The organism is Paenibacillus planticolens, from assembly GCF_013141725.1.
Classification (GTDB): Bacteria; Bacillota; Bacilli; order Paenibacillales; family NBRC-103111; genus Paenibacillus_E; species Paenibacillus_E planticolens.
This window is the reverse complement of record NZ_WHNZ01000015.1, coordinates 330,800-354,983: the sequence shown is the minus strand read 5'-3', so window position 1 is coordinate 354,983 and position 24,184 is coordinate 330,800. Positions and strand designations below refer to the sequence as shown.

The 24,184-nt window shown below is 48.7% G+C and carries 26 protein-coding genes and 1 riboswitch; of the genes, 8 read left to right on the top strand and 18 right to left on the bottom strand.

All coding sequences use genetic code 11. The annotated features are described in order from the left end of the window. Positions 1-13: 13 nt before the first annotated feature. Complete coding sequence (gene glsA, locus GC097_RS07750) at positions 14-970, top strand: glutaminase A (protein WP_246294037.1); 957 nt, start codon at positions 14-16, stop codon at positions 968-970. A 74-nt stretch (positions 971-1,044) separates the two neighbouring features. Here the strand turns inward: glsA and GC097_RS07745 are convergent, their stop codons facing one another. From GC097_RS07745 to GC097_RS07715, 7 genes are all read right to left on the bottom strand, one after another. Beyond that, a complete protein-coding gene (locus tag GC097_RS07745) occupies positions 1,045-1,230 on the bottom strand; it encodes a hypothetical protein (protein ID WP_171682729.1) in 186 nt (61 codons plus the stop codon). A gap of 54 nt (positions 1,231-1,284) precedes the next feature. Further along, on the bottom strand, positions 1,285-2,940 hold the full coding sequence (locus tag GC097_RS07740; protein ID WP_171682728.1) for a copper resistance CopC/CopD family protein: 1,656 nt from the start codon (positions 2,938-2,940) through the stop codon (positions 1,285-1,287). A gap of 12 nt (positions 2,941-2,952) precedes the next feature. Then, complete coding sequence (locus GC097_RS07735; RefSeq protein WP_171682727.1) at positions 2,953-3,357, bottom strand: DUF2203 domain-containing protein; 405 nt, start codon at positions 3,355-3,357, stop codon at positions 2,953-2,955. A 167-nt stretch (positions 3,358-3,524) separates the two neighbouring features. Next, positions 3,525-5,279 carry a response regulator gene (locus tag GC097_RS07730; RefSeq protein WP_171682726.1) on the bottom strand — a complete coding sequence of 585 codons (1,755 nt, stop codon included), beginning with the start codon at positions 5,277-5,279 and terminating at the stop codon, positions 3,525-3,527. Between the two features lie 51 nt (positions 5,280-5,330). Then, entirely contained in the window at positions 5,331-5,705 is a 375-nt protein-coding gene (locus GC097_RS07725) for a response regulator (protein ID WP_171682725.1), read from the bottom strand. 88 nt (positions 5,706-5,793) lie between these two features. Further along, positions 5,794-6,180, bottom strand: a complete 387-nt coding sequence (locus GC097_RS07720; protein ID WP_171682724.1) for a gamma-glutamylcyclotransferase family protein — start codon at positions 6,178-6,180, stop codon at positions 5,794-5,796. 137 nt (positions 6,181-6,317) lie between these two features. Next, positions 6,318-6,605, bottom strand: coding sequence for a CD3324 family protein (locus GC097_RS07715; protein ID WP_167062066.1), 288 nt, complete (start codon positions 6,603-6,605; stop codon positions 6,318-6,320). A 682-nt stretch (positions 6,606-7,287) separates the two neighbouring features. Here GC097_RS07715 and GC097_RS07710 point away from each other — a divergent pair. Continuing rightward, positions 7,288-7,437 (top strand): hypothetical protein, encoded by a 150-nt coding sequence (locus GC097_RS07710; RefSeq protein WP_171682723.1) that lies wholly within the window; start codon positions 7,288-7,290, stop codon positions 7,435-7,437. Between the two features lie 191 nt (positions 7,438-7,628). On the opposite strand, the gene GC097_RS07705 is transcribed toward GC097_RS07710, so the two are convergent. From GC097_RS07705 to GC097_RS07685, 5 genes are all read right to left on the bottom strand, one after another. After that, positions 7,629-8,390, bottom strand: coding sequence for a LamB/YcsF family protein (locus GC097_RS07705; RefSeq protein ID WP_171682722.1), 762 nt, complete (start codon positions 8,388-8,390; stop codon positions 7,629-7,631). 69 nt (positions 8,391-8,459) lie between these two features. Continuing rightward, positions 8,460-9,452 (bottom strand): 5-oxoprolinase subunit C family protein, encoded by a 993-nt coding sequence (locus GC097_RS07700; RefSeq protein WP_171682721.1) that lies wholly within the window; start codon positions 9,450-9,452, stop codon positions 8,460-8,462. After that, entirely contained in the window at positions 9,442-10,254 is an 813-nt protein-coding gene (gene pxpB, locus GC097_RS07695) for a 5-oxoprolinase subunit PxpB (RefSeq protein ID WP_246294036.1), read from the bottom strand. Before pxpB ends, GC097_RS07700 begins: the two co-directional genes overlap by 11 nt. Next, a complete protein-coding gene (locus GC097_RS07690; protein WP_216625683.1) occupies positions 10,227-11,030 on the bottom strand; it encodes an alpha/beta hydrolase in 804 nt (267 codons plus the stop codon). The genes pxpB and GC097_RS07690 overlap by 28 nt, the downstream gene beginning before the upstream one ends. Before the next feature lie 523 nt (positions 11,031-11,553). Beyond that, positions 11,554-13,155 (bottom strand): bifunctional metallophosphatase/5'-nucleotidase, encoded by a 1,602-nt coding sequence (locus GC097_RS07685; protein WP_281364252.1) that lies wholly within the window; start codon positions 13,153-13,155, stop codon positions 11,554-11,556. A gap of 152 nt (positions 13,156-13,307) precedes the next feature. On the opposite strand from GC097_RS07685, the gene GC097_RS07680 reads away from it, so the two are divergent. Both GC097_RS07680 and GC097_RS07675 read left to right on the top strand, forming a co-directional pair. Further along, positions 13,308-14,273, top strand: coding sequence for a phosphate/phosphite/phosphonate ABC transporter substrate-binding protein (locus GC097_RS07680; protein ID WP_171682720.1), 966 nt, complete (start codon positions 13,308-13,310; stop codon positions 14,271-14,273). A 194-nt stretch (positions 14,274-14,467) separates the two neighbouring features. After that, positions 14,468-14,719, top strand: coding sequence for a hypothetical protein (locus GC097_RS07675; protein WP_171682719.1), 252 nt, complete (start codon positions 14,468-14,470; stop codon positions 14,717-14,719). A gap of 48 nt (positions 14,720-14,767) precedes the next feature. Here the strand turns inward: GC097_RS07675 and phnE are convergent, their stop codons facing one another. The 3 genes from phnE to GC097_RS07655 all read right to left on the bottom strand — a co-directional run bounded on the left by phnE (position 14,768) and on the right by GC097_RS07655 (position 18,308). Next, a complete protein-coding gene (phnE, locus tag GC097_RS35225) occupies positions 14,768-16,342 on the bottom strand; it encodes a phosphonate ABC transporter, permease protein PhnE (protein WP_376768369.1) in 1,575 nt (524 codons plus the stop codon). Next, complete coding sequence (phnC, locus tag GC097_RS07660; protein ID WP_167062076.1) at positions 16,339-17,112, bottom strand: phosphonate ABC transporter ATP-binding protein; 774 nt, start codon at positions 17,110-17,112, stop codon at positions 16,339-16,341. The genes phnE and phnC overlap by 4 nt, the downstream gene beginning before the upstream one ends. Positions 17,113-17,282: 170 nt before the next feature. Next, entirely contained in the window at positions 17,283-18,308 is a 1,026-nt protein-coding gene (locus GC097_RS07655; protein WP_171682718.1) for a HoxN/HupN/NixA family nickel/cobalt transporter, read from the bottom strand. Positions 18,309-18,478: 170 nt separating this feature from the next. Between GC097_RS07655 and GC097_RS07650 the strand changes: the two genes are divergently transcribed. The 3 genes from GC097_RS07650 (at position 18,479) to GC097_RS07640 (ending at position 20,708) form a co-directional block, all read left to right on the top strand. After that, positions 18,479-19,324 carry a sensor histidine kinase gene (locus tag GC097_RS07650; protein WP_171682717.1) on the top strand — a complete coding sequence of 282 codons (846 nt, stop codon included), beginning with the start codon at positions 18,479-18,481 and terminating at the stop codon, positions 19,322-19,324. Between the two features lie 5 nt (positions 19,325-19,329). After that, a complete protein-coding gene (locus tag GC097_RS07645; protein ID WP_171682885.1) occupies positions 19,330-19,992 on the top strand; it encodes a response regulator in 663 nt (220 codons plus the stop codon). Positions 19,993-20,087: 95 nt separating this feature from the next. Beyond that, positions 20,088-20,708: a YcnI family copper-binding membrane protein gene (locus GC097_RS07640; protein ID WP_171682716.1), complete on the top strand. Its 621-nt coding sequence runs from the start codon at positions 20,088-20,090 to the stop codon at positions 20,706-20,708. A 63-nt stretch (positions 20,709-20,771) separates the two neighbouring features. Here the strand turns inward: GC097_RS07640 and GC097_RS07635 are convergent, their stop codons facing one another. Together GC097_RS07635 and GC097_RS07630 are read right to left on the bottom strand one after the other, a co-directional pair. Beyond that, positions 20,772-21,260 carry a dihydrofolate reductase gene (locus tag GC097_RS07635; protein ID WP_171682715.1) on the bottom strand — a complete coding sequence of 163 codons (489 nt, stop codon included), beginning with the start codon at positions 21,258-21,260 and terminating at the stop codon, positions 20,772-20,774. 28 nt (positions 21,261-21,288) lie between these two features. Continuing rightward, positions 21,289-22,254, bottom strand: a complete 966-nt coding sequence (locus GC097_RS07630; RefSeq protein WP_171682714.1) for a thymidylate synthase — start codon at positions 22,252-22,254, stop codon at positions 21,289-21,291. A 130-nt stretch (positions 22,255-22,384) separates the two neighbouring features. Continuing rightward, positions 22,385-22,428: riboswitch (PreQ1 riboswitch) on the top strand. A gap of 13 nt (positions 22,429-22,441) precedes the next feature. Between GC097_RS07630 and queF the strand changes: the two genes are divergently transcribed. Then, positions 22,442-22,939: a preQ(1) synthase gene (gene queF / locus GC097_RS07625; RefSeq protein ID WP_171682713.1), complete on the top strand. Its 498-nt coding sequence runs from the start codon at positions 22,442-22,444 to the stop codon at positions 22,937-22,939. On the opposite strand, the gene GC097_RS07620 is transcribed toward queF, so the two are convergent. Further along, positions 22,936-24,183 carry an ATP-binding protein gene (locus tag GC097_RS07620; RefSeq protein ID WP_171682712.1) on the bottom strand — a complete coding sequence of 416 codons (1,248 nt, stop codon included), beginning with the start codon at positions 24,181-24,183 and terminating at the stop codon, positions 22,936-22,938. The genes queF and GC097_RS07620 overlap by 4 nt on opposite strands. Between the last annotated feature and the right edge of the window lies 1 nt (position 24,184).

Below are 24,184 nucleotides of genomic sequence, written 5' to 3'. Positions count from 1 at the left end.
AAGGAATGACTTCATGATGCATCAGAGCGAGCATACAACAACTTGGAAGCAGCTTAACGACCATTTGGCTGAATGGGTTGCGGCAAGCAAAGCCCATACCGCAGATGGCCATGTTGCTTCCTACATTCCTGAACTTGCGAATGCTCCCGCCGATATTTTGGGTATCTGCATCATGGATGCTGAGGGGAATACGGTTGCAGCAGGCGATACGCACTATCATTTTACGCTGCAAAGTATTTCGAAAGTGTTCACGCTTATTCTTGCTTTAATGGATAACGGCGAAGAGACCGTGTTTTCAAAAGTAGGCATGGAGCCTACCGGAGACGACTTTAATTCTATGTTAAAGCTGGAGCTTGTGGAGCCCGGAATTCCTTTTAATCCGCTTATTAATGCCGGAGCCATCGCGATTTCATCCTTGATAGCAGGCAGCTCGCCTAAGGAACAAATTGAACGCATTCTTCAATTTTTCCGAGAGATTGCCCACAATCCTGCGCTTGATATTAACCAGGATGTGTTCAAATCAGAATCGGACACCGCCCACCGCAACCGTTCGCTTGCCTACTTCTTGAAAGACAACGGCGTTCTGGACCGCGAGGTCGACGATGTTCTTCAGGTCTATTTCAGCCATTGTTCCATTCAGGTCAGCTGCGCGGATTTAGCCAGAATGGCTTTAGTTCTCGCCCATAACGGCGTCGACCCGATTCGCAATCAACGCCTCATTCCGCGGCGCTTTGTGCAGATCGCGAAGACGTTCATGTTCACTTGCGGGATGTACAATGCATCCGGCGAATTCGCAATGAACGTAGGACTGCCAGCCAAGAGCGGCGTGTCCGGCAGCATTTTGACGATGGTGCCCGGACACTACGGTATCGGCCTGGTCAGTCCTGCCCTGAACCGTAAAGGCAACAGTACCGCAGGCGTTCACCTCCTGGGGAAACTGTCGCAGGAATTTGACTGGAGCTTATTTTAAATAGCAAACGAGGCTGTCCCGCAAGTCATAGAAATGACTGGGGACAGCCTCGTTTGGCTTATATCACGTGCAGGCTATTGGATAGCTCGTTTTATTCGCTGCAAAGCTTCAATCAGCTCGTCGATCTCGCTTTCATTCAGGCGAATCGTTACGTAGTTAGGCGATATTCCCCCATCGTTAACTTCCAGCAAGGCAACCTCATCCTTGTTATCCAATTTAACGGTCAATTGTTCTCTTTCGAGCATGTTCATCCAAGCCATGACGGCACCTACCTTCGGGCAATGTTAGATTATTTCCTTATTATCCTTATAGCTCTAATATACGATGAAGTCTTTGCGGTATACCGTTTCATTATCATCCGCATCCATCACACGCATTTCCAGCTGCCAGTTCCCTCTGAAAGGAAGATAGGCTCCCTCTGCCCGATAACTGAACTTGGCAAAGCCGTAAGACTCTTCATCTTTCTTATCTTCGTATGCCGCTATTGGCACAGCAATAGGAGCAATTTCTTTATCGTCCATATAATGAAGAATCATAAGCACTTGCTTCGGTTTCCCTGAATTTTCCGGAAGAAACACTTTTGCTGTGAAGGAATTTGTTCCTTGAATTTTCGGTGTGATGTCCGCAGACACATGGACTTTTTCTCCCATTTGATGCCACTGCAGCGGCTCATTAGCCGGAATCGGTGCCACATAAGTGATGATGCCAACCAGCAGCACAATAATGACCATAAGCGTTAGATCTACCCTCACCCAGATGAAAGATTGTGCAGCCTTCTTCTTGCGCATCAGGAGTCGAATGACAAAAGCCGTAAGCACAACAAGGATAACCGCGCCAACTTTCACGAGCATCAGAATACCCCATCCGGAGTATAACAAATAGCGCAAACTCGGTAAGAATAGCACAACGGACAAGACTCCTGACAGCGTGAGCACCACAATGGAAATCAAAGCCATCTTCGAAAATTTGCTCATATACGCGCTAATGTCATTGCTCTTATGACGCCACTTGGCATAGAGCAGCACCAAGCCGCCTACCCACATCGCCGCGCCCACCAAATGAATCCAATCTAGCCCGATCGTCGCCCATACCGGTGAAAAGGACGCGGCGTGGCCGCTAAAGCTCTTGGCTGCTAGTAAACCTAATGGCCATATCCAATCCAACCATGCCAGTTTGCCAATTAGGACGAACCCGAGAAAAGATAAGACCAGCAGGATCAGCCAGGAAATACCGACGCCCGTCGAACTGAAAAGCTTCCATAGCTCATCCATCCCTCCGCCGCCAAGCAGATCCTCGATATGGGTAAAAATGAGCAGCAATAGGGCAACCAGTTGAGCACGCTGCAGATTCAGCGTCCATGAAGCTAAGGCGCTTCCTGTTTCTTTCCCGCCGTCTTTCCCAAGTACTCTTAACCAAATCACCCATCCTGTTAATGCGAGCAGCATCAGGTACCACAGACCGCGCGAGGCATACTGCAGCAGGACCTTGGTCGTCAGCGGACCTGATCCGTGATCGTGATTGGCATGAGCGGAAGGAAGAGCAAGCGAATCTTCTTGCGGCGGATTGCCGATCGTCAGCGGATAGCTGCCGCCAATCGGGTGACCGTCAGCCGAAATGACATGATAGCTGATCAAATAAACGCCTTCGGTCAACTTCGGAAGATCAAGGAGCACAGTTGTCTGCTCTTTGTTCAAATAAGCTTTATTGCTCGTCATTTCATTGCCGTCACGATTAAAAACTTTGATATAAAAGAGTCCTGCATCTAAAGATTCATTGAAGGTAATCGCAACTTGGGGCGGAGAGCTTTCCAGCTTTGCACCCGATTCCGGAATCGCCTGTACCAACGATGCATGAGCAGACACGGATTGCGGGACGACAAATGAACTTAAGAGCATCATAGCTAGTATACACATCAGAAATGCAGGCAAGAACCAAAAGCGTTGACGACTATTTTGTTGCTGTCTATTCATAGATAAGTTCCTCTAATCCATAATTGGTCTACGCCCGGCATAACCATCCTCTTTGCCGTGGTAGTAACGGATTCTGTCCTCTCCTTGTTTCCAACAAAGCAGCACTTCCTGACCCCCGATTAAAGACGGGAAATCCACAAGGCCTGTTTCTATATCCTTAAGCTCTACTCCCGTTTGCTGAAAATGCTGTATCAGCCCGCGCGCCTCGATCTGCATAAATTCAAGCTCCGCTTCCTGTAGAAAGAACGGGTCCTTCTCCGTGCCGGGCGTTTCAGCCAATTCATTTTTCTTTCTGCGCAGCTCGGTGTATTTCTCTTCAAAAGCACGCTTCAAGGCTTGCATTTTCTTTAATTCCTGATCCACGAACGGAAGCATTTCATTGGCTTCCTCCAAACTGAACCATTTTTTATCAGACATCTCGCACCTCCAAGCCTAATTTTATCAAAAAAAGAGAGCAACTTCGAATCCTACGCATACCTTTTACTCTACCAGAAAGTGACGGTGCCGCAAAATCTTTGCGTTTCATTCGAGGTGCAGCCAACCATATGGCAAAAGGGAGCGGACATAAGTCCAACCCCCTTCTGTTATATGAAGTTCATCAGTTTTTTCACGCGGACTTCCAGCTCTACCAGCGAAAATGGCTTCGTCATATAGTCATCGGCGCCCATTTGATAGCCTTTGAGCAAATCATCTTCCTTTTTCTTGCCGGAAAGCATGAGCACCTTCATATTCGTATTCGCTAAGCGGGAATCCTTGTGAATCTGATCCAATAAGGAGAACCCGTCCAACTTCGGCATCATCCCATCTAGAATGCAGGCATCGTAGCTCTTTTCCTTCAGCAAACCGAGCGCCTCTTCACCGTCGGAAGCATGGGTAATCGTAATCGGCAAATGCTCCAAATGCGAAGTGAGTATCGCTCTTAGAATCGGGTCATCGTCGACGATAAGCAAATTTTTCTTCTCAGGGTGAGGCAGCGCAGTCGATTTGTTCGGCTGAGCTTCTTTATCTGCAGATGCGCCTAGAATTCGGTTCCTGCCCTGCTGCTTGGCTTGATACATCGCTTCATCCGCTTTGGACACCCAATCAGCTACTGTCATTTCTTTCTGCCACTGGGCAATGCCTGCCGAGAAAGTAATGGAGAACGTTTTCCCCTCATACTGGGCAACCGGGTTGGAGCGAACTTTATTCAGGATGTTCTGCATCGTGAATTGCGCCTGTTCCAGGCATGTATTCGGTAGGGCAATCACAAATTCTTCGCCTCCGAAACGGGCCAGCAAATCGGTCGCGCGCAAATTGACTTGCATTAAGTGAGCCAAGCCTTGCAGCACCAAATCTCCCACGTGATGACCATACGTATCGTTAATTTTTTTGAAGCAATCAATATCGATGAAAACGAGCGAAATCGGCGCAGGATAGCGTTCGATCCGCTGCAGCTCCATGCCAATTTGAAGGTCAAAATAGCGACGGTTGAACACACCGGTCAGCGGATCGCGGAAAGCGAGCTGCTCGAAATTTTTCGTCCTTTTGAGCAGTCCGTAGATCCGCGCGGCTAACTCCTCATATTGAAACGGCTTTGTGACATAATCGTCAGCTCCCAGATGGAAACAGCGCACTTTATCATTCAAATCGTTTCGTCCTGACAAGACGATGAGCGGCAGCCACTTCAACGTAGGATCTTCCTTGAGGAATTCAAACAGCTCATACCCCGACTGCGGATGCATCATGAGATCGAGCGTCACGAGATCATACGTATGGGTACGCAGCAGCTTCATGGCGGACTCCACATCAGCGGCCTCATCGACAATACAATCATCAAGCTGAAGGCGCCTGGTCAAATAGGAACGGAGCACTTCGTCATCGTCGACAAGAAGCAGACGGCTTTTCAGCGTTCTAAGCATGGAACCTGCGCTTCGGTCCTTTTGCTCATCCATTTGAATTTCCGTCATGCCGATATCATATTCCATATTCATTTCACGAAGAAACTTGATGCTGCGTTCTATGCTTTCCAGAACCGGATTCATAGAAATAAACGACTCATCCTGCTCTTGATCGATAGCTTGCGTCCATTCCCACAGACGAACCAGATCTTCCGCCAGTCTGCCGATCCGGTCATAACCAAAAATCGGCGCACTGCCTTTAAGCGTATGGATGATGCGGTAAAATTTATTTAAGTCCTCCACTGCCGGCACAACGCGAATTGCATCCAACAGAGCTTCAAGCTCTTTCAGCTGTTTTTCAAACTCACGAATGAACAGTTTTCTGCCTTGCCTGAGAATTCTTGCGTCTTTATCCGATTCTGACCCGGGGCTCTTTGTGTGCTCTAGATTCGTATTATGCATGACGGACAATCACCCTTTTTACTTATAAAATTAATCTCTATAGAATTCGAATCAACTTTCTAATAATTGTCCGACCGTATTTAGAAGTTGAAGCGGACTGAACGGCTTGACAATATAAGTTGTGACGCCAGCCGCTTTGGCTTTCTCTTTATCTTTATCCAAAGCCTTAGCCGTAAGCAAAATGACAGGAAGATCGCGATTCGCATTATCGCTTTGACGCAGCCATTCACAGACCTCAACGCCCGTGCGCTCAGGCATCATATAGTCAAGAATAATCAAATCAAATGATTCAATTTGAAGCTGTTCAATGGCTTGCTGGCCGTCCTCTACCTCCGTAATTTCATACCCTTCATCCGATAACGTTTCCGTTAGCAGGAAGCGGAGTGCAAGTTCGTCGTCAGCTAGCAGTATTTTATAAACGGACATAAGTTTCTCCTCTAATAAATAAATTACTTTAATTATAGCATCATGCTCATAGGCAAGACAGGAATTTGTCGAAAAGAGTCAAAATAAATCATTTGCTTCGCCCAGCGTTATATGTTTTCCATGACGAGCCGTCAATTTCTTTGAGCCCTTTGACAGTGGGGTAGATGTACACCCAGCCTTCGCGCAGCCCGCTCACATCACGGATCCAGACACGTTCATACTCATTGGAGGCACCGGGTCCATGGTAGCCCTCCAGGGCATCCATCGCTTGCAAGCCCTCTTCGTTTACTTCCAGCCACTCTCCAACAACGTGCCGCTGGCTATCCCCTTCGGTTAACAAGAGCGCAGGATAAGGTCCTACATCAAACAAACGTCCATAAATCGTACCAGGCCGCACAGACTTCACATAAGGAGCAGCTACCGAGTGATTGCTCTCTCCAACGAGTAAGGTGCCGTAGACGAATACAGATATCATAGAAACTCCTCCTGTCGAAAAATGTAATCTCATGATCTCCTTTATTTCGCTAGCCTTCTCATTGATCCCTTTTAGATTCAACCAACATTTTACAATTTATCACAAAGAAAAAAGCAACATCGCAATGGATGCTGCTTCTATGCTTGATTAGCTGTTAATTCGCGTGTCTTCACAATAATTTTGCGGATGCTGTCTTCCGACAGATGGAACGTCTTGATCAGCTCCATCACGGTGGAGCCTGTTTGGTACAACCGGAAAATTTCTTGATTTCTACGCTCGATTATAATGCGTGTTCCGTTATTTTCTCCCCATCCGGCGCGTTTCTGCTCTTTCTTAGGGATATATACGATTTCACCTTGGATATATTCTTGTAATTGTTTTAATAGGTTAGGGGGAAGAACGTCTTTCCCGTTCTTGTAACTCATGGATGAAAACCTCCTCAAATTGTCGCAAAGATTAAACTTTGTTCGGATTTGCAGAGAGTAATCTCATCGCCCCTAAACCTCATACCATTCTTATCAAAATGGAATAAAAAAAACACGACCTAATCGTGCCTGTCGGTTGTATATGCGATTATACAAAATTCAGGTGAACGGTTATTCCACGAATGATATTCAGTTAGGAGACGGTTACCTCTGCGGCGGCCGCAACATTCATCGCTACTGTCATTGTCATTGTGTTCATTAAAAAGCACTCCTTTCACCTTATATTGGGATTTGTTGAGATTTGGTTGGAGAGCAAAGTCTCTCCTGTGTTGCTTGTGTTCACTTCGTGTTCACAATTCTCATTATATGTAAAAAGCTTCTCGCTGTCTACTCGCAAAGTTAAGAATATGCGGGGGCCCAGGAGCCCCCGGTTGAAACGATGATCTCTGCTTACGCAGAGATCACCTCCGCTTTTGTTGTAATCACCTTGATCACTCCTTTCCGAAGTCATTAGCCGGCCGGCTACTTCTCTATTTACTCATATTCCCTGCCCAAGCTCAAGTGAAAGAATCGTTATAAGGATTCTTTCCTAGTTGGACGGATTGTGGGAGGAGGAATTGAATTGAATAGAGGCAGGGATGGTGGTTTTTGATGGCGGAGGGTTGATGAGAGGGGAAATGAATTGAAAGAAGCAGGGATGGTGGTTTTCGATGGCGGAGGATGGATTGGACAACAGGATTGGTGCAAAGTGACGGGGGAATTGACTGCGTTCACGACATTTGACGCCACCAACGGACCTATTAGCCGTTATTTTGATTTTCAGCATCATTAGTAGGAGTTAACGGACTGTATGGTCTTTATCAGTTAATTTTAGGAAGGATATAGGGAATTTCGGACAGATAGCTGCACTCGAGTCCGTTATATTCTATTCCCATCCTAATAGTGGCAGATAGCAGCATCTCAGTCCGTTAGGCTCTGGGCTCTGGGCTCTGGGCTCTGGGTTCTGGCCTCTGGGCGCTGGGTTCAATCCCCCAGCGCCATTACCGCGATGCCGCTGCGGTTCAGCTGCGCGCGGATATCGCGCGCAAACGCCACGGCGTGTGCACCGTCGCCGTGGATACAGATCGTGTCCGCACGCATGCTCAGATCCTCTCCCTCCCGGGAGAGGACCTTCCCCTCGCGGACAAGCCGCACCACCTGCGCCGCCGCATCCGCTGCGCTCTCCAGCAGCGCCCCGGGCTGATCCCGGGGCGCTAAAGCGCCGTCCCGCCGGTAGGTGCGGTCCGCGAACGCTTCGCTCGCGGTTCGCAGCCCCGCGGCGGCGCCCGCCCGCAGCAGCTCGCTGCCGGGCGGGCCGAACAGCGTCAGCTCCGCGCTGACGCTGAGTGTCGCAGCCGCAATGGCCGCGGCGAGATCATGGCGCTTCGCCGCCATGTGATAGAGCGCGCCATGCGGCTTGACATGCTGCAGGCGTCCGCCTTCGGCGTGGACGAACGCCTGCAGCGCCCCGAGCTGATACAACGTCAGCTCGTAAGCATCGTCCGGCGTGATCGCGATCTCGCGCCGGCCGAAGCCCTGCAGATCGGGAAGGCCCGGATGGGCCCCGATCGCAACGCCCTTGCGCAAGCACAACTGCACGGTGCTGCGCATGGTGGCCGGATCGCCTGCGTGGAATCCGCAGGCGATGTTGGCGGAGCTGACGAAGTCCAGCAGCTCCGCGTCACTTCCCAGGCGATAGGCGCCGAAGCCTTCGCCCATATCGCAATTCAAATCTATACGCAGCAAGCTCACTCTCCCATCCCCTTCCATAACTCCGCGGTATATTATTTATGTCTTCATGTTTGGCGGTTGGCTTTACGATCCACTATGATCCTTGAACCACGCCAGTACGCCGGCTTCTAACAACTGCAAATCCATAGCTTGCAGCAAAAGCTGCTCCTGCGCCTCGCGCAGGCTGACTTCACGAAAGCGAAGCTTGCCCCCGGGTTTTACTTGCGCGATAATCGGCAGATGAGCCGTGATCACATGCGCAATGCGTGGATAACCTCCTGTTGTTTGGCAGTCGGAGAGCAAAAGAATAGGCTGACCGCCCGGAGGCACCTGAATCGTCCCTTGTACGACTCCTTCCGAGATCATTTCATAGGCAATATCGCCATTCGACGCTAAGGGCTCTCCCTCTAAGCGATATCCCATCCGGTCCGATTGTGGAGTGACCATAAAGCTTTTGCTCAGAAACTTACGCTTTGCGGATTCCGTAAAAAGCTCGGCCTCCTTGCCCCATACGACGTTTACAACCGGATTGTCTTCGTAATTTGGACAAATATAAGCACTCACAGCGCCTGAAACAGACAGACTGCCGATGTTCAAAGCTATCTTGCTGGCCCTGCTTACATTCAATTCATCACCGGCCACAAGCGCTCTGCCTTCGTGACCGCCTATTCCCGCTCGTAAATAAGTGCTTTTGCTGCCCATGCTGACTTTTGCCGCGAAACCCCCATGTACCGCTAAATAGGCTCGGCAGCCCTTAGCCGCGTATCCGATGTTCAGCTGTTCACCTTTGCGGATGAGAAAGGACCGCCATAGCGGCACCTTCCTCTCCTCCACACAGGCTTCCATCTCAGCTCCACACAGGGCCAAAAGCATATCCGTCTGCGCAACCATGCGGGGTCCTTGCAGCGTTATTTCTAAAACAGCGGCATCCGCCGTATTTCCTACAAGAATATTAGCGGTTCTATGGGCGAACAAGTCCATGGGACCTGATGCAATCACGCCATATTTGCGGAATCCATAGCGCCCTTCATCCTGCATGGTCGATAATAATCCCGGCTTGATGACTTTAAAGCCCATGTCCTTGGTTCCTTTCAGCGATAAAATGGAACTGTTCCGGCGTGATCGAGACGAACTTCACCAGATCTCCCGCACGTAGTAAAGATGGGGACTCAGAATCCGGCTGAAACAAAGCGATCGGCGTGCGTCCGATCAAATGCCATCCGCCCGGCGTTTCCAATGGGTAAATGCCGGTTTGCGCTCCGCCAATCCCTACGGATCCGGCAGGAATGCGGGGCCGGGGCACCGATTTTCTTGGTGTAACAAGCCCTTCGTCCATTCCCCCCAAGTACGGAAAGCCCGGCGCAAAGCCAATCATATAGACTGGGTAAATTTTCGCTGTATGCAGCGCTACAATCTCTTCTAAAGTCACACCGTGATGAGCCGCTACATCCGTCAGATCCGGGCCAAAATCTCCGCCGTAACAAACGGGAATTTCTATTGGGACCTCAGTCAGGCCGGATTGGATCGGACTATCGGGTTCAAAGTTTTCTAAAAGCCGTTGAATATGATGCAGAACTTTGTCACAGGGCAGCAAATAGTTCGCTCCGGCGAGATACTCCTGTTTGCGGAAGACTTCCGCTTCCGAAAATTGCCGATATACCGAGACGGCGTCATAATAAATCGTTATGGTTGTATAGGCAGCCACTGCTTCCGTGAAACCTTCGAAAGGATGTTTCTCCAGATAGGCTGTTACTTGCTTTACCAGCTCCAGTGTAGACGGCTCTATGCTCCCGCCAAGCGTAAGCACGATCGCCGAATCTCCGAGGTGATGGCATTCATAATGCAGCTTCGTCATGCGAACTGCTGCTTCTTCAGCCAATTTGCGCAAAGCTCCGGCCACAAATAAGCTTCGCCATGATCAACTGCCATGCCGATTCCATGCTTTCCACTCTCAAAAATGTGCAAATCGTACGGCACTTTATGGCGGCTTAGCGCTCCAGCAAACAGCAAGCTATTCTCTACGGGAACGGCACCGTCGTCTGCGGTGTGCCATAGGAAGGTCGGCGGCGTGTCGTCTGTGACTTGTTTTTCAGTGGATAGCAGAGTAACCAGCTCCTCATCCGGTGTTTCGCCTAATAAATTGCGTTTGGAGCCCACATGTCCATACTCGTAGAAGGAGATGACCGGATAACAAAGAATTAAAGCATCCGGACGACTGCTTTGTCTCTCGATCGGATCGGCCGCGTCTTGATTCCCAGCGTCGTAAAGAGTCCCCGCCGAGGATGCCAGATGTCCGCCGGCAGAAAAACCAAGGATGCCTACTCGCTTCGGATCAATGCCCCATTCCGCTGCGTGATGTCTTACGGTTCGAATCGCCCTTTGGGCATCTTGAAGCGGAACCGGATGTTCGTATGGCGCTACCCGGTAGTTTAAAACAAAAGCGGATATCCCTAGTCCATTGAGCCATTTTGCAACGGGCTCCCCTTCGTGGGCCGCACGCATGGCGTAACCGCCTCCCGGAAATACGATAACGGCAGCGCGCAAGCCTTCGCTTGCGACAGGATACAATGTCAAGCTCGGACATCCTTGGTTTACCTCACCGATGCTCTCCCGGGATGCTCCGGGCCATAACTCAATCGTTGTTGCTGTGCTCAATGCAAGAAACCCCCTTCTTCAATTTCATACTACGCTTATCATATCGAATCCACACCCGGTTCGCATAGAGAGAATTTCACAAAAAATCCTGCTCCAGAAGTAGATTTTTGATTGTTTCCAAATCCAAGCTTTACTGAAGAACACGAAGGTAGCTAACTGGAAAAACTCCATCTAAATTACTCGAAAGTTGACCTCGCAGGAAAATAACTGGAAAACCTCCCGTTAAATTGGCCGGATTTCGTAGGTTCTCACGAAATCGGCGCAAATAGTGGGAGTTTTTCCAGCTAAATGAATCTGACAAGCTTCTTCAGTCAAATTAGTGGGAGCTTCTCCCTTTATTTTGATTAGCGAAGTGCAAGTTGTGAAGTCAACTTGAAGTTATTTGCGATTAAAGAAAGCGACCGTAGACGCAAAAAGGCAAAGGAGTTAAGCAGATGCACGCATGCAAGCCGCTTAATTCCTTTGCCTGATTATTGGCTATGTCCATAGCCTATAGACATCCTCATTCTTTCATCATTTCAGCTTATTGTGAGTCCCAGATAACTTCCCAATTCCCATTCACGGTAGCTTCGATCGTGCCCCGCTCCATAATGTATCCGGCAAGAAGCTCCGCTACGTCTGTCGGAATATCCTTTATTACCGGCTTGTCCTGGAACATGGCGTAATTGCCGCCGCCCGCCGCCCGGTAATTGTTCATCACTACGTCGTAGGACGCGTTAAGGTCTAGCGGCTTCCCATCGTAGTCGAGTTGAACGACGCGTTCGCCGATCGGACGGGAGATGTTCAGTTTATACGTTATGCCTTCCCACATATCATAGTTGTAATGCTGTGGCTTCGGCTCGCTAAACTTGCTGCTGACCTGAACTTCGCCGTCAGGCGTAAGCTCAAAATATTCCGCAGACTGCTCCAACGCATCCTTGATGTCTTGTCCGGAAATGCGAATTACTTTGAGTGTATTCGGATAAATGTAGTTGGATACGATATCCCGCATCGTAATATCCGAAGGAAAGCCCGGCGATACGTTATCGAACAGCGCCGTATTCGAGATGGACGCTCCGGACAGATCCATTTGCACGCGGTTGATGAACTCAATGAGCGCACTGTCTTTTAGACGAGTCTGCATAGGGTCTTTCACCAGCATATCCCCGGTGAGCTTGCCGATAGGCTGATCCAGCCACTCTTGTGTTTTTGCTTCGTATGCACTGACAAGCTCTACGAGCTTCTTGTCCGCTTCCACTCCGGAAACCGGGAGCAGCTCCGATGTTTTAGCGTCTATTCGCCATTTGCCATCCAACATCGACAGCTCCAGCTTCACTTTCCCAAGGGTAACTCCTGCCGTTCCAGGCTGGACAACGGTGACGCCGTTAATGGCTTGGCCTGCAATGCTCCGGTGCTGATGCCCTGTAAGCAGCACATCCATCCCTTCGATTTCCATACAAAGCTGATAGCCTTGGTTTTCTCCCGTCAATGGTTCTGTCGGTTCGCCTGTCTCCAGATGTCTTTCGAAGCCGCCATGATAAGAGAGCACAACGACGTCCACCTGCTCCTCTTCCTTGAGCACTTTCACCCATTTCCGGGCTGTTTCCACGGCATCCATGAACTTCAAGCCTGCAATGTGAGCGGGACTCTCCCAATTCGGAATATAAGGCGTCGTCAATCCCAGAATGCCGATGCGTGCGCCTTCAGGGAGCTGTTTAACGATGTAAGGCTTCCCTAAGAACGGCTCTCCGGTCTCCTCATTGAGAATGCTTGCGCATAACCAAGGAAACTCGGATTCTTTGACGGCTTTACCGAGCACGTCAAGCCCATAATTGAATTCATGATTCCCGATAACCGCCGCATCGTAGCCGATATAGTTGAGACCAAGCACCATCGGATCCATCGGCTCGTTATCCAATCTGGCATGATGGTAGGCAAGCGGAGTGCCCTGAATGAGATCGCCGTTGTCGATCACAATGACATTGGCTTCCTTCTTCCGCTCTTCGGCAATCAATGCCGCCACTTTGGCTAAACCCACATCGTTTGGCTTATTATTCGCATAATGCAAAGGCAGCATATTACCATGCAAATCGCTTGTTTCCAGTATGACTACTGTACTTTTCTGAACCTTATCAGGTTGAGTCAAGTTCCCCACTCCGCAACATTTTATTTTGTAAAGCGATACATATCAATTGTCAGTTTAACAAATACTTCACACTATCTTCCATATCTTTTATGATAATGTTATATTACATCTTAGATAAATAGCAAATTAAATTAAACGGAGGTCAAAAAGAAATGAAAAAATTAACAGTTATCTCGTTGTCCATGGTTGTGGCGGCAAGCATGCTTGCAGGCTGCGCCAAAAAAGAAACTCCGGCTCCATCTGCTTCCGCTGGTGCAGCGGCGACTGCTACTCCAGCAGCAGCGGCAGGTTTTATTCCGAAAGAACTTAAAGTCCAGTTCGTTCCTTCCCAAAATGCTGAGACGCTTGAAGCGAAAGCAAAACCACTTGAAAAACTTCTCGGGGACAAGCTGGGTATCCCGGTTAAAGTTTCCGTTTCAACTGACTATAACGTTGTTATCGAAGCAATGGCTTCCAAACAAGTTGACGTAGGCTTCCTTCCTCCGAGCAACTACGTTGTTGCCCATGACAACCGCAAAGCCGCTGACCTGGTTGCTCAAGCAACACGTCTTGGCGTTGACGATGCAACAGGCCAACCAACGAAAGATCTCGTAAATTTCTATAAATCCGAAATCCTTGTTAAAGCAGACTCCCCAATCAAATCCGTTGCTGATTTGAAAGGCAAAAAAATGGGCTGGCAAGGTGTTACATCCGCAGCTGGTTATGTGTACCCAGGCCTCTTATTGAAAAAAGCTGGCGTTGATCCGGTGAAAGACGTAACAGGCGTACAATTCCAAGGGCATGACAAAGCGGTTATCGCGCTTCTGAACGGTCAGGTTGACGCTGTTGGCGTGTTCCAAGATATTCGTACGAACATGACCAAAGATTACCCGGACATCTTTAAACAAACCAAAGTTCTAGCTTTTTCCGATAAAATCCCTAACGATACAATCGCTGTCCGCTCCGATATGGATGCAGCTTGGAAAAAGAAAATCCAAGACGCTTTCATCGCGATTGGTAATGACCCTGAAGGTCAAAAAGTAATTTTTGAAGTTTACACACATAAAGGTTATGTTGTTGCCAATGATGCAGATTTCAATATCGTTCGCGACGCTAACAAAGAAATGGGCTTGAAATAAGCCATCGGGCTTCTCTTATCCAAACAAAAACCTCTACATGGACTCTTCCGGGATCATGTGGAGGTTTTTTTCAATTCTACGCCGTTTTACTCTTGCATACTATGAGTGTGGCACGTCCGTGCAAATTTTTTTTTACTTTTGCATGACAACTGTTTACCTGGACTTGTCCTATATCATAGTGGGGTGAAAATTGGATGTTCGAAAAGCTAATCAGCTGTAAAAATGAAGTCTCCATCCGGTGCGGCAAAGATGAGATTAAAGGAGTTATTACGAATTACTATTCAGCTTTTCGACTTGTGAAAATACGCAACGTTTTGATTCCAATTGAACTGATCGAACAAATTGAAGTTTTGGAACCGCCTAGCAGTTCATCGGGATTAGCACCCATTAGCCGCGGATCGCTTCGTTTGGTGGTGCACGAGAGGCTTTCCGGCCAGGTGAAATAGATAAACCTACATAACAAAACAGACGCCGCAGATGCGGCGTCTATTGCTTTAAACGATACGTTTGCGAAGCGACCCTGAGATGTAATCAATGATAGAGACGGTAATGATAATCCCGATGAGGATAATGCCCACACGAGGCCACTGCCTTGCATTGAGCGCGAAAATCAGCGGCGTACCAATCCCTCCGGCACCAATGATACCGAGCAGGGTAGCGGAACGAACATTAATTTCAAAACGATATAAGGTGTACGAAATGAAATCAGGGATGACTTGCGGCACTACGGCATAGGCCATCCGCTGCCATATGTTCGCACCGACGGCATTCATTGCTTCTGTAGGTCCCATATCCATGTTTTCGATAGCTTCCGCATACAGCTTTCCGAGCATCCCTACGGAGTGCAATCCTAGTGCCATTACCCCGGCATAAGCATTAGGTCCTACGGCTTTGATAAAGATTAAAGCCATAATAATTTCGGGTATCGTTCGAACAACGCTCAAAAAGAATTTCCCCGTACCCGAAACAGCACGGTACCGGCTCATATTTGCTGCAGCCCAGAAGGCAAACGGCAAACATACGACTGCCGAAACGAAGTTGCCTAAATAGGAAATCGACAACGTTTCAAGCAGGGAGCGAAGCAAATCTTCGCCTTCCGGAATATAGACATACGCCCAATCCGGGTGGAACAAGCCTGAAATCATTGCTTTTGTCAAAATCCAAGTCGTTGGCTGGAAGCCCGTTAGCTCCAAACCTGTCAACGACCAGATGAACAATGCGATAACCGCACCCCAGCCTACGATTTTGTACGTACGTGAGCGGGTCTCCGACATCGGCTTTGCGCTGCCTTTCAGCAGGTAAGAACGGAACCGTGTACTTACCAGATCGATGATGACAACAACCAGCAAGGTGTAAATAACAATCGCGCAGGACTGATCGTAGCGGAACAGATCCAGCGTGTTTTTGAGCAGCAAGCCGATACCGCCGGCTCCAACCAAACCGAGGATGGCGGACGCGCGGATACTAACTTCAAACGTGTACAGGAAATGAGCCAAATAGGTAGGCGCAACCTGTGGGAGAACACCGAAACGAATCAGCTTCAGCTTGTTGGCGCCAACAGCTGTCATCGCCTCCAGCGGACCCGGGTCGATCGCTTCCGTCGATTCATAGGAAAGCTTGGACAAAATACCGAACGTGAAGAAAACCAGGGCAAGCGTACCTGCTGTCGGGCCAAAGCCCACCAGCACCGCAAAAAGCGCAGCGTACAGCAAATCCGGAATCGTACGGAGCAAGTTCATGATCAGCCTCGCCGGATAGAATAGCCATGGCGATGTCGTTACGTTACGCGCTGCCAGCAGCGCAAAAGGATAAGCGAAGATCGCTCCAACGGTCGTACCAATAATGGACATTTGGAGAGTTTGCGCCATCGGCTTCCAAATGTCGGCGAAGAACGCCCAATCCGGGGGAAACATTTCCCCGATGAATTTGAAAATTTCCGGCGTGCCTGTAGCCAGCTTCGTGAGCGTCGCGTCTGTCTGGTAAATACTTCCGACCAGGAAAAGCACCATGATCAGAGCTGTGAGATAAAGCTTCGTACGAGGAGGTCTTTTGACGGTCGTCACACTCATCCCTCCTGCACCCCCAACAACTCATCTTTCTTAATGGCACGGCCATAAATTTCGGAAAACACTTCATCCGTCGCTTCAGCAACAGGCCCGTCATAGACGACTTTACCGGCGCGAAGTCCAATGATACGGGTTGCATACTCGCGTGCCAAATCAATAAAGTGAAGGTTAACAACCGTTGTGATGCCTAATTCTGTATTAATGCGTTTAAGATCATCCATAACCTGTCTCGTTGTTAACGGATCCAGGGAGGCTACCGGTTCATCCGCCAAAATAATTTTAGCTTCTTGGGCAAGCGCTCTGGCGATGGAAACACGTTGCTGTTGACCGCCGGACAATTCATCAGCGCGTGAATAAGCTTTCTCCCGAATATTCACTCTTTCCAGTGCTTTCAGAGAAAGCTCGATATCATGTTTTGGAAACAAGCCGAGAACAGTACGCAGTGTGGAGTGATAGCCTACACGGCCTGATAAAACGTTGCGCAGCACGGTCGAACGCTTAACTAAATTAAACGTTTGAAAAATCATGCCGATATCTCTGCGCATTCGACGCAATTCGGCACCATTCGCCTTGGTGATGGATTTGCCATCTATCAAAATTTCTCCGTCAGTCGTCTCATGCAAGCGATTGATGGAACGCAGCAAGGTCGACTTTCCAGCGCCTGAGAGACCAACGATTACAACGAACTCCCCCGGTTTAATTGTCAAATTAATGTCGTTAAGACCCACAGTTCCATTGGGATATACCTTGGAAATATGTTTAAACTCAATCATATAAATCCTACTTTCTATCGAATAATGTTATCAAATATCAGACCAACTAAATTCAACGAAATTCGGCAAATTCCTTCTTTCTAGCTTAACCTTAATAAAAAATTCATATTCCATTGTTCGCCAAAACAAAAGGTGGCCCAGAAACTAGTTCTAAGGCCACTCCCAATGACTTATACTTTTGCAGACCAGCGTTCCTCGATTTTCATCCCTTTCCAGACCGCAACGGAGACGATCCACGCGACGACGAACAGGGCAACGAGGATGAAGCCTAAGGTTCCGAAGTCGATGTCCTGCAGCCAAGTCCAGAAAGTTCCTTCCATGCCGAACTCCTCCGAGAGAACTTGACCAAGCTCAATGACGCCGATAATTAGAGCGGCAATAACAGCCAATGCGGTTACCGTCAAATTGTAGTACAGCTTCCGGACCGGCGTATGGAAAGCCCACTTGTACGCTTTGGTCATGAACATCCCGTCTGCTGTGTCAAACAGACTCATCCCCGCTGCAAATAGCAGCGGCAGTGAAATGACGCCGATGAACGGGATGGCGTCCTTGGCCGCATGGGCGGAAATCGCTAACAGCGCAATTTCGCTGGCGGTATCAAAGCCTAGGCCGAAGAGAAAACCTAACGGATACACATGCCAGCTTTTGCTGATAAAAGAGAAAAGCGGTTTGATCATACGAGCGATAAACCCGCGGGATTCCAGAAGTTCCTCAAACTCGTTGTCATCGTGCTTGCCGCCGCGAAATTTCACGAACATTTTATACAAGCTTATTAGAATGAGCAAGTTGATGATTCCGATGATCACAAGGAAAAGCCCGGATACCGAAGCGCCGATAACGCCTCCGAAACGCTGCATCCAAGGAAGTTCCCTCTCCGCCCATTGCACGGAAAAAGCAGTGACAATCGCCATCAGGAAAACGACGGAGGAATGTCCCAGGGAGAAATAAAAGCCGACGCCCAAAGGATTGCGCTTCTGCTGAACAAGCTTGCGCACCGTATTGTCAATGGCCGCAATATGATCGACGTCAAAAGCATGCCTCATGCCTAGCGTATAAGCAAGCAGCCCGATCCCCCAAAAGGCAGGTGACGATTTGGCTACCGTATAAAGTCCAATTAATCCCAATACGTGGAGAAGCAGGATAAAGCCGATGTATCCTCCCCAGCTTTTTCGCTGCTGCAACAATGATTTCCACATGCGGTAACCACACACCCTCTCATTCGTGCTACGATTCACTTACAATGTAGCACACGTGTGCATAACTTGAGAAGCCTTTTGTCCATATTTTTGTGAAGGTATCCAACATTTATTTGTTATAATAGTATCCGTTCCAAACTTTAAGTCTTCGTAAGGAGTGTACTAATCTCATGTCTCTGCGTATTTATAAGCTTTTTACTATTTTCGTACCTGTAATTATCATTGGCGGCTTTGAATATATACGCCATGAATTTCTGCTAAATTATTTAACGATGGAAGCCGGCAACTTCGCCATTACCGTCATTACGCTGCTGCTTTCCTATTTATTCGCTTCGTGGATGTTCCAGAGCATTGAACGCAGCAACGAGCAGCTTACGATCGGGGAAGCCCGCAGAGCTGTCTATGAAGAGCGGGAACGTCTGGCCAGAGAGCTGCATGACGACTTGGCTCAGACGCTTTTTTTCCTCAACGTCAAGCTGAAACAGGGCGATTTGGAGGAAGCCAAAGCCGCCGTTTCTGAAATCGACAACTCGCTCCGGCAGGCCATATTCAATCTTCGTACGCCGCCGGAGGAAGGAACCGGCCTCGATCAGCGTATCCATAAATTTCTACGGGAATGGCGTCTGGTGACCGGCATTGAGCTGCAGGAGAAGCTGACGATTGATGAGACCAGCTTCTCTCCTTCCGAGGAAGTTCAACTTTTCGGCATCGTACAAGAAGCTTTTACGAACATCCGCAAGCACTCCATGGCCACGGAGGCAGAGATCGTCCTGGAAGCTCAGCCCCATGCCTGGATGCTGAAAATTACCGACAACGGCCGGGGACTTCAGCACGCAGAAGCCAAAGGCAAGAAGTACGGCATCGAGCTGATGCATAAACGGGCTGCTGAGTTAGGCGCAGTTTTCGAGCTTCATGGAAGGGGCTCCGGCACGGCCGGAGCGGAAACCGAAGCCGAGGCGGCCGGAACCGGCACCGAGCTTACGGTACGAGCCGTAGATCGGAGGAACCGGCCATGACAAACATTCAACCGTACCGCGTTCTTATTGTCGATGACCATCCCTTGGCGAGAAAAGCGATTCGAAGCATGCTGGAGCCTATCGTCGACTTCGAAATTGTAGGCGAAGCCAGCAGCGGTGAAGAAGCCATCCTTCTTTGCGGCGAAGTCGCTCCGGATGTGGTGCTAATGGATATTCACATGTCGCCGATGGATGGGCTCGAAGCAACGCGCCGTATCAAACAAGCATATGGGACGATCCGAATCGTTATGCTTACGGTTTCCGACGATGTTGCCGACCTTTTCACCGCGCTGCAATTCGGAGCCCAAGGCTATTTGCTCAAAAATATGGATCCCGATGAATGGCTCACATATTTGCGCGCCCTACTCGATGACAACTCCGAGGTCGCCCGGGGGATGGCGGACAAGCTTTTTCAAAGGTTCCGCGCACCTGTAGGCGCCTATGCGGAAGGTCCGACACCAAGCATGTTAACCTCGCGCGAGCAAGAAATTACCGCCTATGTCGCCCAGGGAGACAACAATCGGCAGATTGCCGAGAAGCTGTTGATATCCGAGCATACGGTAAAAAATCATATGAAAAATATATTGGTCAAGCTCGGGCTTGAGAACCGTGTCCAGCTTACAGGATTCGCCATCAAACACGGACTGACACGAAAAGGACAAAACTAGTCGAAAAAATAGCCCACTCGAGTCATACTCAGCTGCTTATCAAACAGGTAACATGGACAACATGAGAAGAGTTGATTTGAGAGGGGAAAAGAAAGATGTTTAAAAAATTCATGTTAAATGCAGGTATTATGCTGATCGGTTCGATGCTGTTGGCGGGGGTTGCCAGCGCTCACGTAACGGTTTATCCAAAAGAAGCTACACAGGGCAGCTACGAGAAGTTCACCGTACGTGTTCCATCCGAGAAAGATATTCCTACGGTGAAAGTGGAAGTCAAATTCCCGATGGACTCCGTTGCCGTTTCCCGCTTTGAACCGAAAGCAGGCTGGACTTACGAGCTCGCCAAAGATTCCGCCGGTAAAATTACAGGGGTAACCTGGACAGCCAGTGGGGACGGACTTGGCAGCACCGAATTCGGTGAGTTCAACATGCAGGGCAAAGTAGCGGATGCAGCGACCCAAATTGTTTGGAAAGCTTATCAAACCTACAAAGACGGCAGCGTCGTGGAATGGGTCGGCGCAGAAGGCTCAGACAAGCCTGCTTCCGTAACGACGGTGAAAGCCAAATCCGGCGCTGTCACGGACAGCCACGGCAATGTCACAGCCGCTCAACCTGCCGCAGGCAGTTCAGAATCCAAAACGCCGCTTTACCTCTCCATTGCGGCCGTTGTGCTTGGGGCATTATCACTGCTCGTATCGCTAACCAGAAAACGCAGCTAACGCAGCGAAAAGAAAAAGGCCTTGAGTTCTCCGTCATGCATGACGTTGAGCTCAGGGCCTTTGTTATTCTTGCTTTCTTTGGTAAATCCGGAAGTAATACTCGTACGGATTTTTCTCGTTCCGCTCCCCTTGCTCGCTGGAGATCAAGGTCCAATCCGACAAGTCCAGCTCCGTCATGAACGTGTCCGCTTCAAACTCATGCTCGATGAACGTGATGTACATCCGATCGGCCTCATCTGCGAACAGCCGGAATATTTCCGCCCCGCCGATGACGAAAAGCTCCTGATCCCGGAACGCCTCGGCAGCTTCGTGAACCGAGTGAATGACTTCGCAGCCCTCCGCCTGAAATGCGGGATTTTGGGTAAGAACGACGTTGCGTCTGCCCGGCAGCGGCTTCCCGATGGATTCGTACGTCTTGCGTCCCATCAGAATCGGGTGCCCCATCGTCACGGATTTGAAAAACTTCAGGTCGCCCGGCAAGTGCCACGGCAGCTTATTGTTTACACCGATGGCACGGTTGCGGTCCATGGCAAAAATAAATGAAATACTCATGACTGTAGCCTCCCTTTCATCAATTCAACTATACAGCTACCGGCGCTTTAATGGTTGGATGGGGATTGTACCCGACCAATTCAATGTCGCTTACGTCGAAATCGAAAAGCGAAGCGACATTCTGATTCAACTTAAGCGTTGGCAGTTCTTTCGGTTCACGGCTTAGCAGCGTGTGAATCTGGTCGATATGATTCGTATAAATATGCGCATCCCCCAGCGTATGCACGAACTCTCCTACGCCTAACCCGCACTCCTGGGCGATCAAGTGAGTGAGCAGCGCGTAGCCTGCAATGTTAAAAGGCACGCCAAGGAACGTATCCGCACTGCGCTGATATAACTGGCAGGAGAGCTTGCCTTCCGCCACATAGAATTGAAACATGGTATGACAAGGCGGAAGCGCCATGCTCGGCACATCTTCCGGATTCCAGGCGGAGACGATGAGCCTGCGGGAATCCGGGTTCGTTTTGATCATATGAATAACTTCTTTGAGCTGATCGATAGCATCGCCCTGCGTCGTCGTCCAATCCCGCCACTGTTTCCCATATACATCCCCGAGCTCGCCGTACTGCTTCGCAAACGACTCGTCATTCAACACTTTCTCGACGAAAATCGCCATTTGCTCATCATATTGCAGTTTGAACGCTTCATCCTGCTGGGAGCGCAGACCAAAATTACGCATATCCGGTCCTGAATAATCTGTGCTTTCCACCCATTTTTTAAAAGCCCATTCGTTCCAAATATGGTTGTTATGCTGAAGCAGATACCGAATATTCGTATCTCCTTTAATAAACCAGAGCATTTCGCTGGCGATTAACCGAAAAGGCACCCTTTTCGTTGTCACTAACGGAAATCCCTCCGAAAGGTCAAAACGCATTTGCCTGCCGAATACGGACAGCGTCCCCGTTCCCGTTCGGTCTTCCTTCTTGATCCCATTTGTAAGAATATCCTGCAATAAATCCTGATAGGCTTTCAAACTAACGTACCTCCATTCCATGTTCGACAAATATTCATCTATTCTACCATTCCCATTCGTTCTATGGTATCTACAATCTGCCGACAATTTTCTCCACGAAATTCCATGACGGCAGTGATGCATTTTCGCGGCATATATGGTACATTTGCTTTTGGAAGAGGTTCGCAAACTCCCTCTATAAAAAACTATGAAATGAGGATTTTCAACTATGGCAGGTAGAAGCAACGAAGATTTACAAGAGATCACTCTACTCGGTAATCAAGGAACGAAGTACGTGTTTAACTATGATCCTTCGGTGTTGGAGGCGTTCGATAACAAGCATCCGAACAGGGATTATTTTGTGAAATTCAATTTCCCTGAATTCACAAGCTTGTGTCCCGTAACCGGACAACCGGATTTCGCGACCCTCTACATCTCCTATATTCCGAATATCAAAATGGTCGAGAGCAAATCCCTTAAACTGTATTTGTTCAGCTTCCGCAATCACGGCGATTTCCATGAAGACTGCGTCAACATTATTATGAATGATTTGATCAAGCTTATGGAGCCTCGTTACATCGAAGTTTGGGGTAAATTCACACCTCGCGGCGGCATTTCGATCGATCCTTACTGCAATTGGGGCCAGCCGGGCACAAAGTTCGAAGCGATGGCTGAACACCGATTGATGAACCATGATCTTTACCCGGAAAAAATCGATAATCGCTAATTTTGCATCAAAGGCAGGGTGAGGGTCACTGTCGTTCCGACACCCTCCTCGCTTTCGTAAATGATTTTGCCGTTCATCGATTCAATAATACGAATGGTTACAGCTGTCCCGAGTCCCGTCCCGACATCCTTCGTGGAATAAAACAGATGGCCGATGCGGGACAGCTGCTCTTTGCTCATTCCTTTGCCGTTATCGCTGATCATAATTTGAACCTCGCCAATCAACCTCTTCGAGCTCACCTTTACTTCGCCATTTGCCTGCGTAGCTTCAATCGCATTTTTAATAACATTCACCAGCGCTTGCTGCAATTGTCCCCTATCGGAATAAATATAAATGTTGTCTTCGAGTCGGCAAGTAAGTTCCACGGCATTTTTCATCGCCATCGGCGTTAGAAGAATCATAATATTCGTTAGCACGTCAGAAAACGAGAACGATTCCAGCTTCGTTAATTTAGGCTTGGAGAAATTTAAGTAATCGCTAATGATCGTCTCTGCCCGCTCCAGCTCTTCCATGGCAATCGTCAGGTACTGTTGATTTTTGCCCTGCTCGCTCGGACGCATGAGTTGAAGAAATCCTTTCACAACGGTTAGCGGATTGCGAACTTCATGGGCGATCGAAGCGGCGAGTTCGCCTAACGTTTTCATTTTTTCCGCTTTTTGAATTTGCACTTTCATTTTGGCATGTTCTTCATTAATCTCTTGCAGCATGGCGGAAAACCAAGTTCCCAGAACGAGGAGAATGCAGAATGCAATAACGGCTGGAATTAAATTTAGATGGAGCGGCTCGTCCGCATAGATTGAGTAACTCAATAATATCGCAAGCATAACGAGCAGCGGGCCTAAGGAAACTACAACCGTTGCTTTTATTCGCGCGTTTCCTGTCAACGTTTTGATTTTATACGAAGCAAGAAATGGAATTAGAAATGAGAGCGTCATGCTGAGATATCCGAACCAAAGCGTATTTCCGCCAAGATAAGTACGCGTCAAAATAATCATAACAAAATTAATGATCACTGCGGTTGGCCCCACATAAATGGCTGAGATGACCGTAGGAACATAGCGTAAATCCCAATATAAATTAAAATCTTTATAGGAAAATAACAGACAAAGAGTTGAAGTGAAACCATACAGCAAGCCCATGGCAACAGGGGACTTCGCATAACGCCAGCGCTCTCCAAATACACTTTGCAGTAAAACGGGAGCGAGGACGATAAGGAGGTTCAGAAATAATTTTTCCAGCAACATA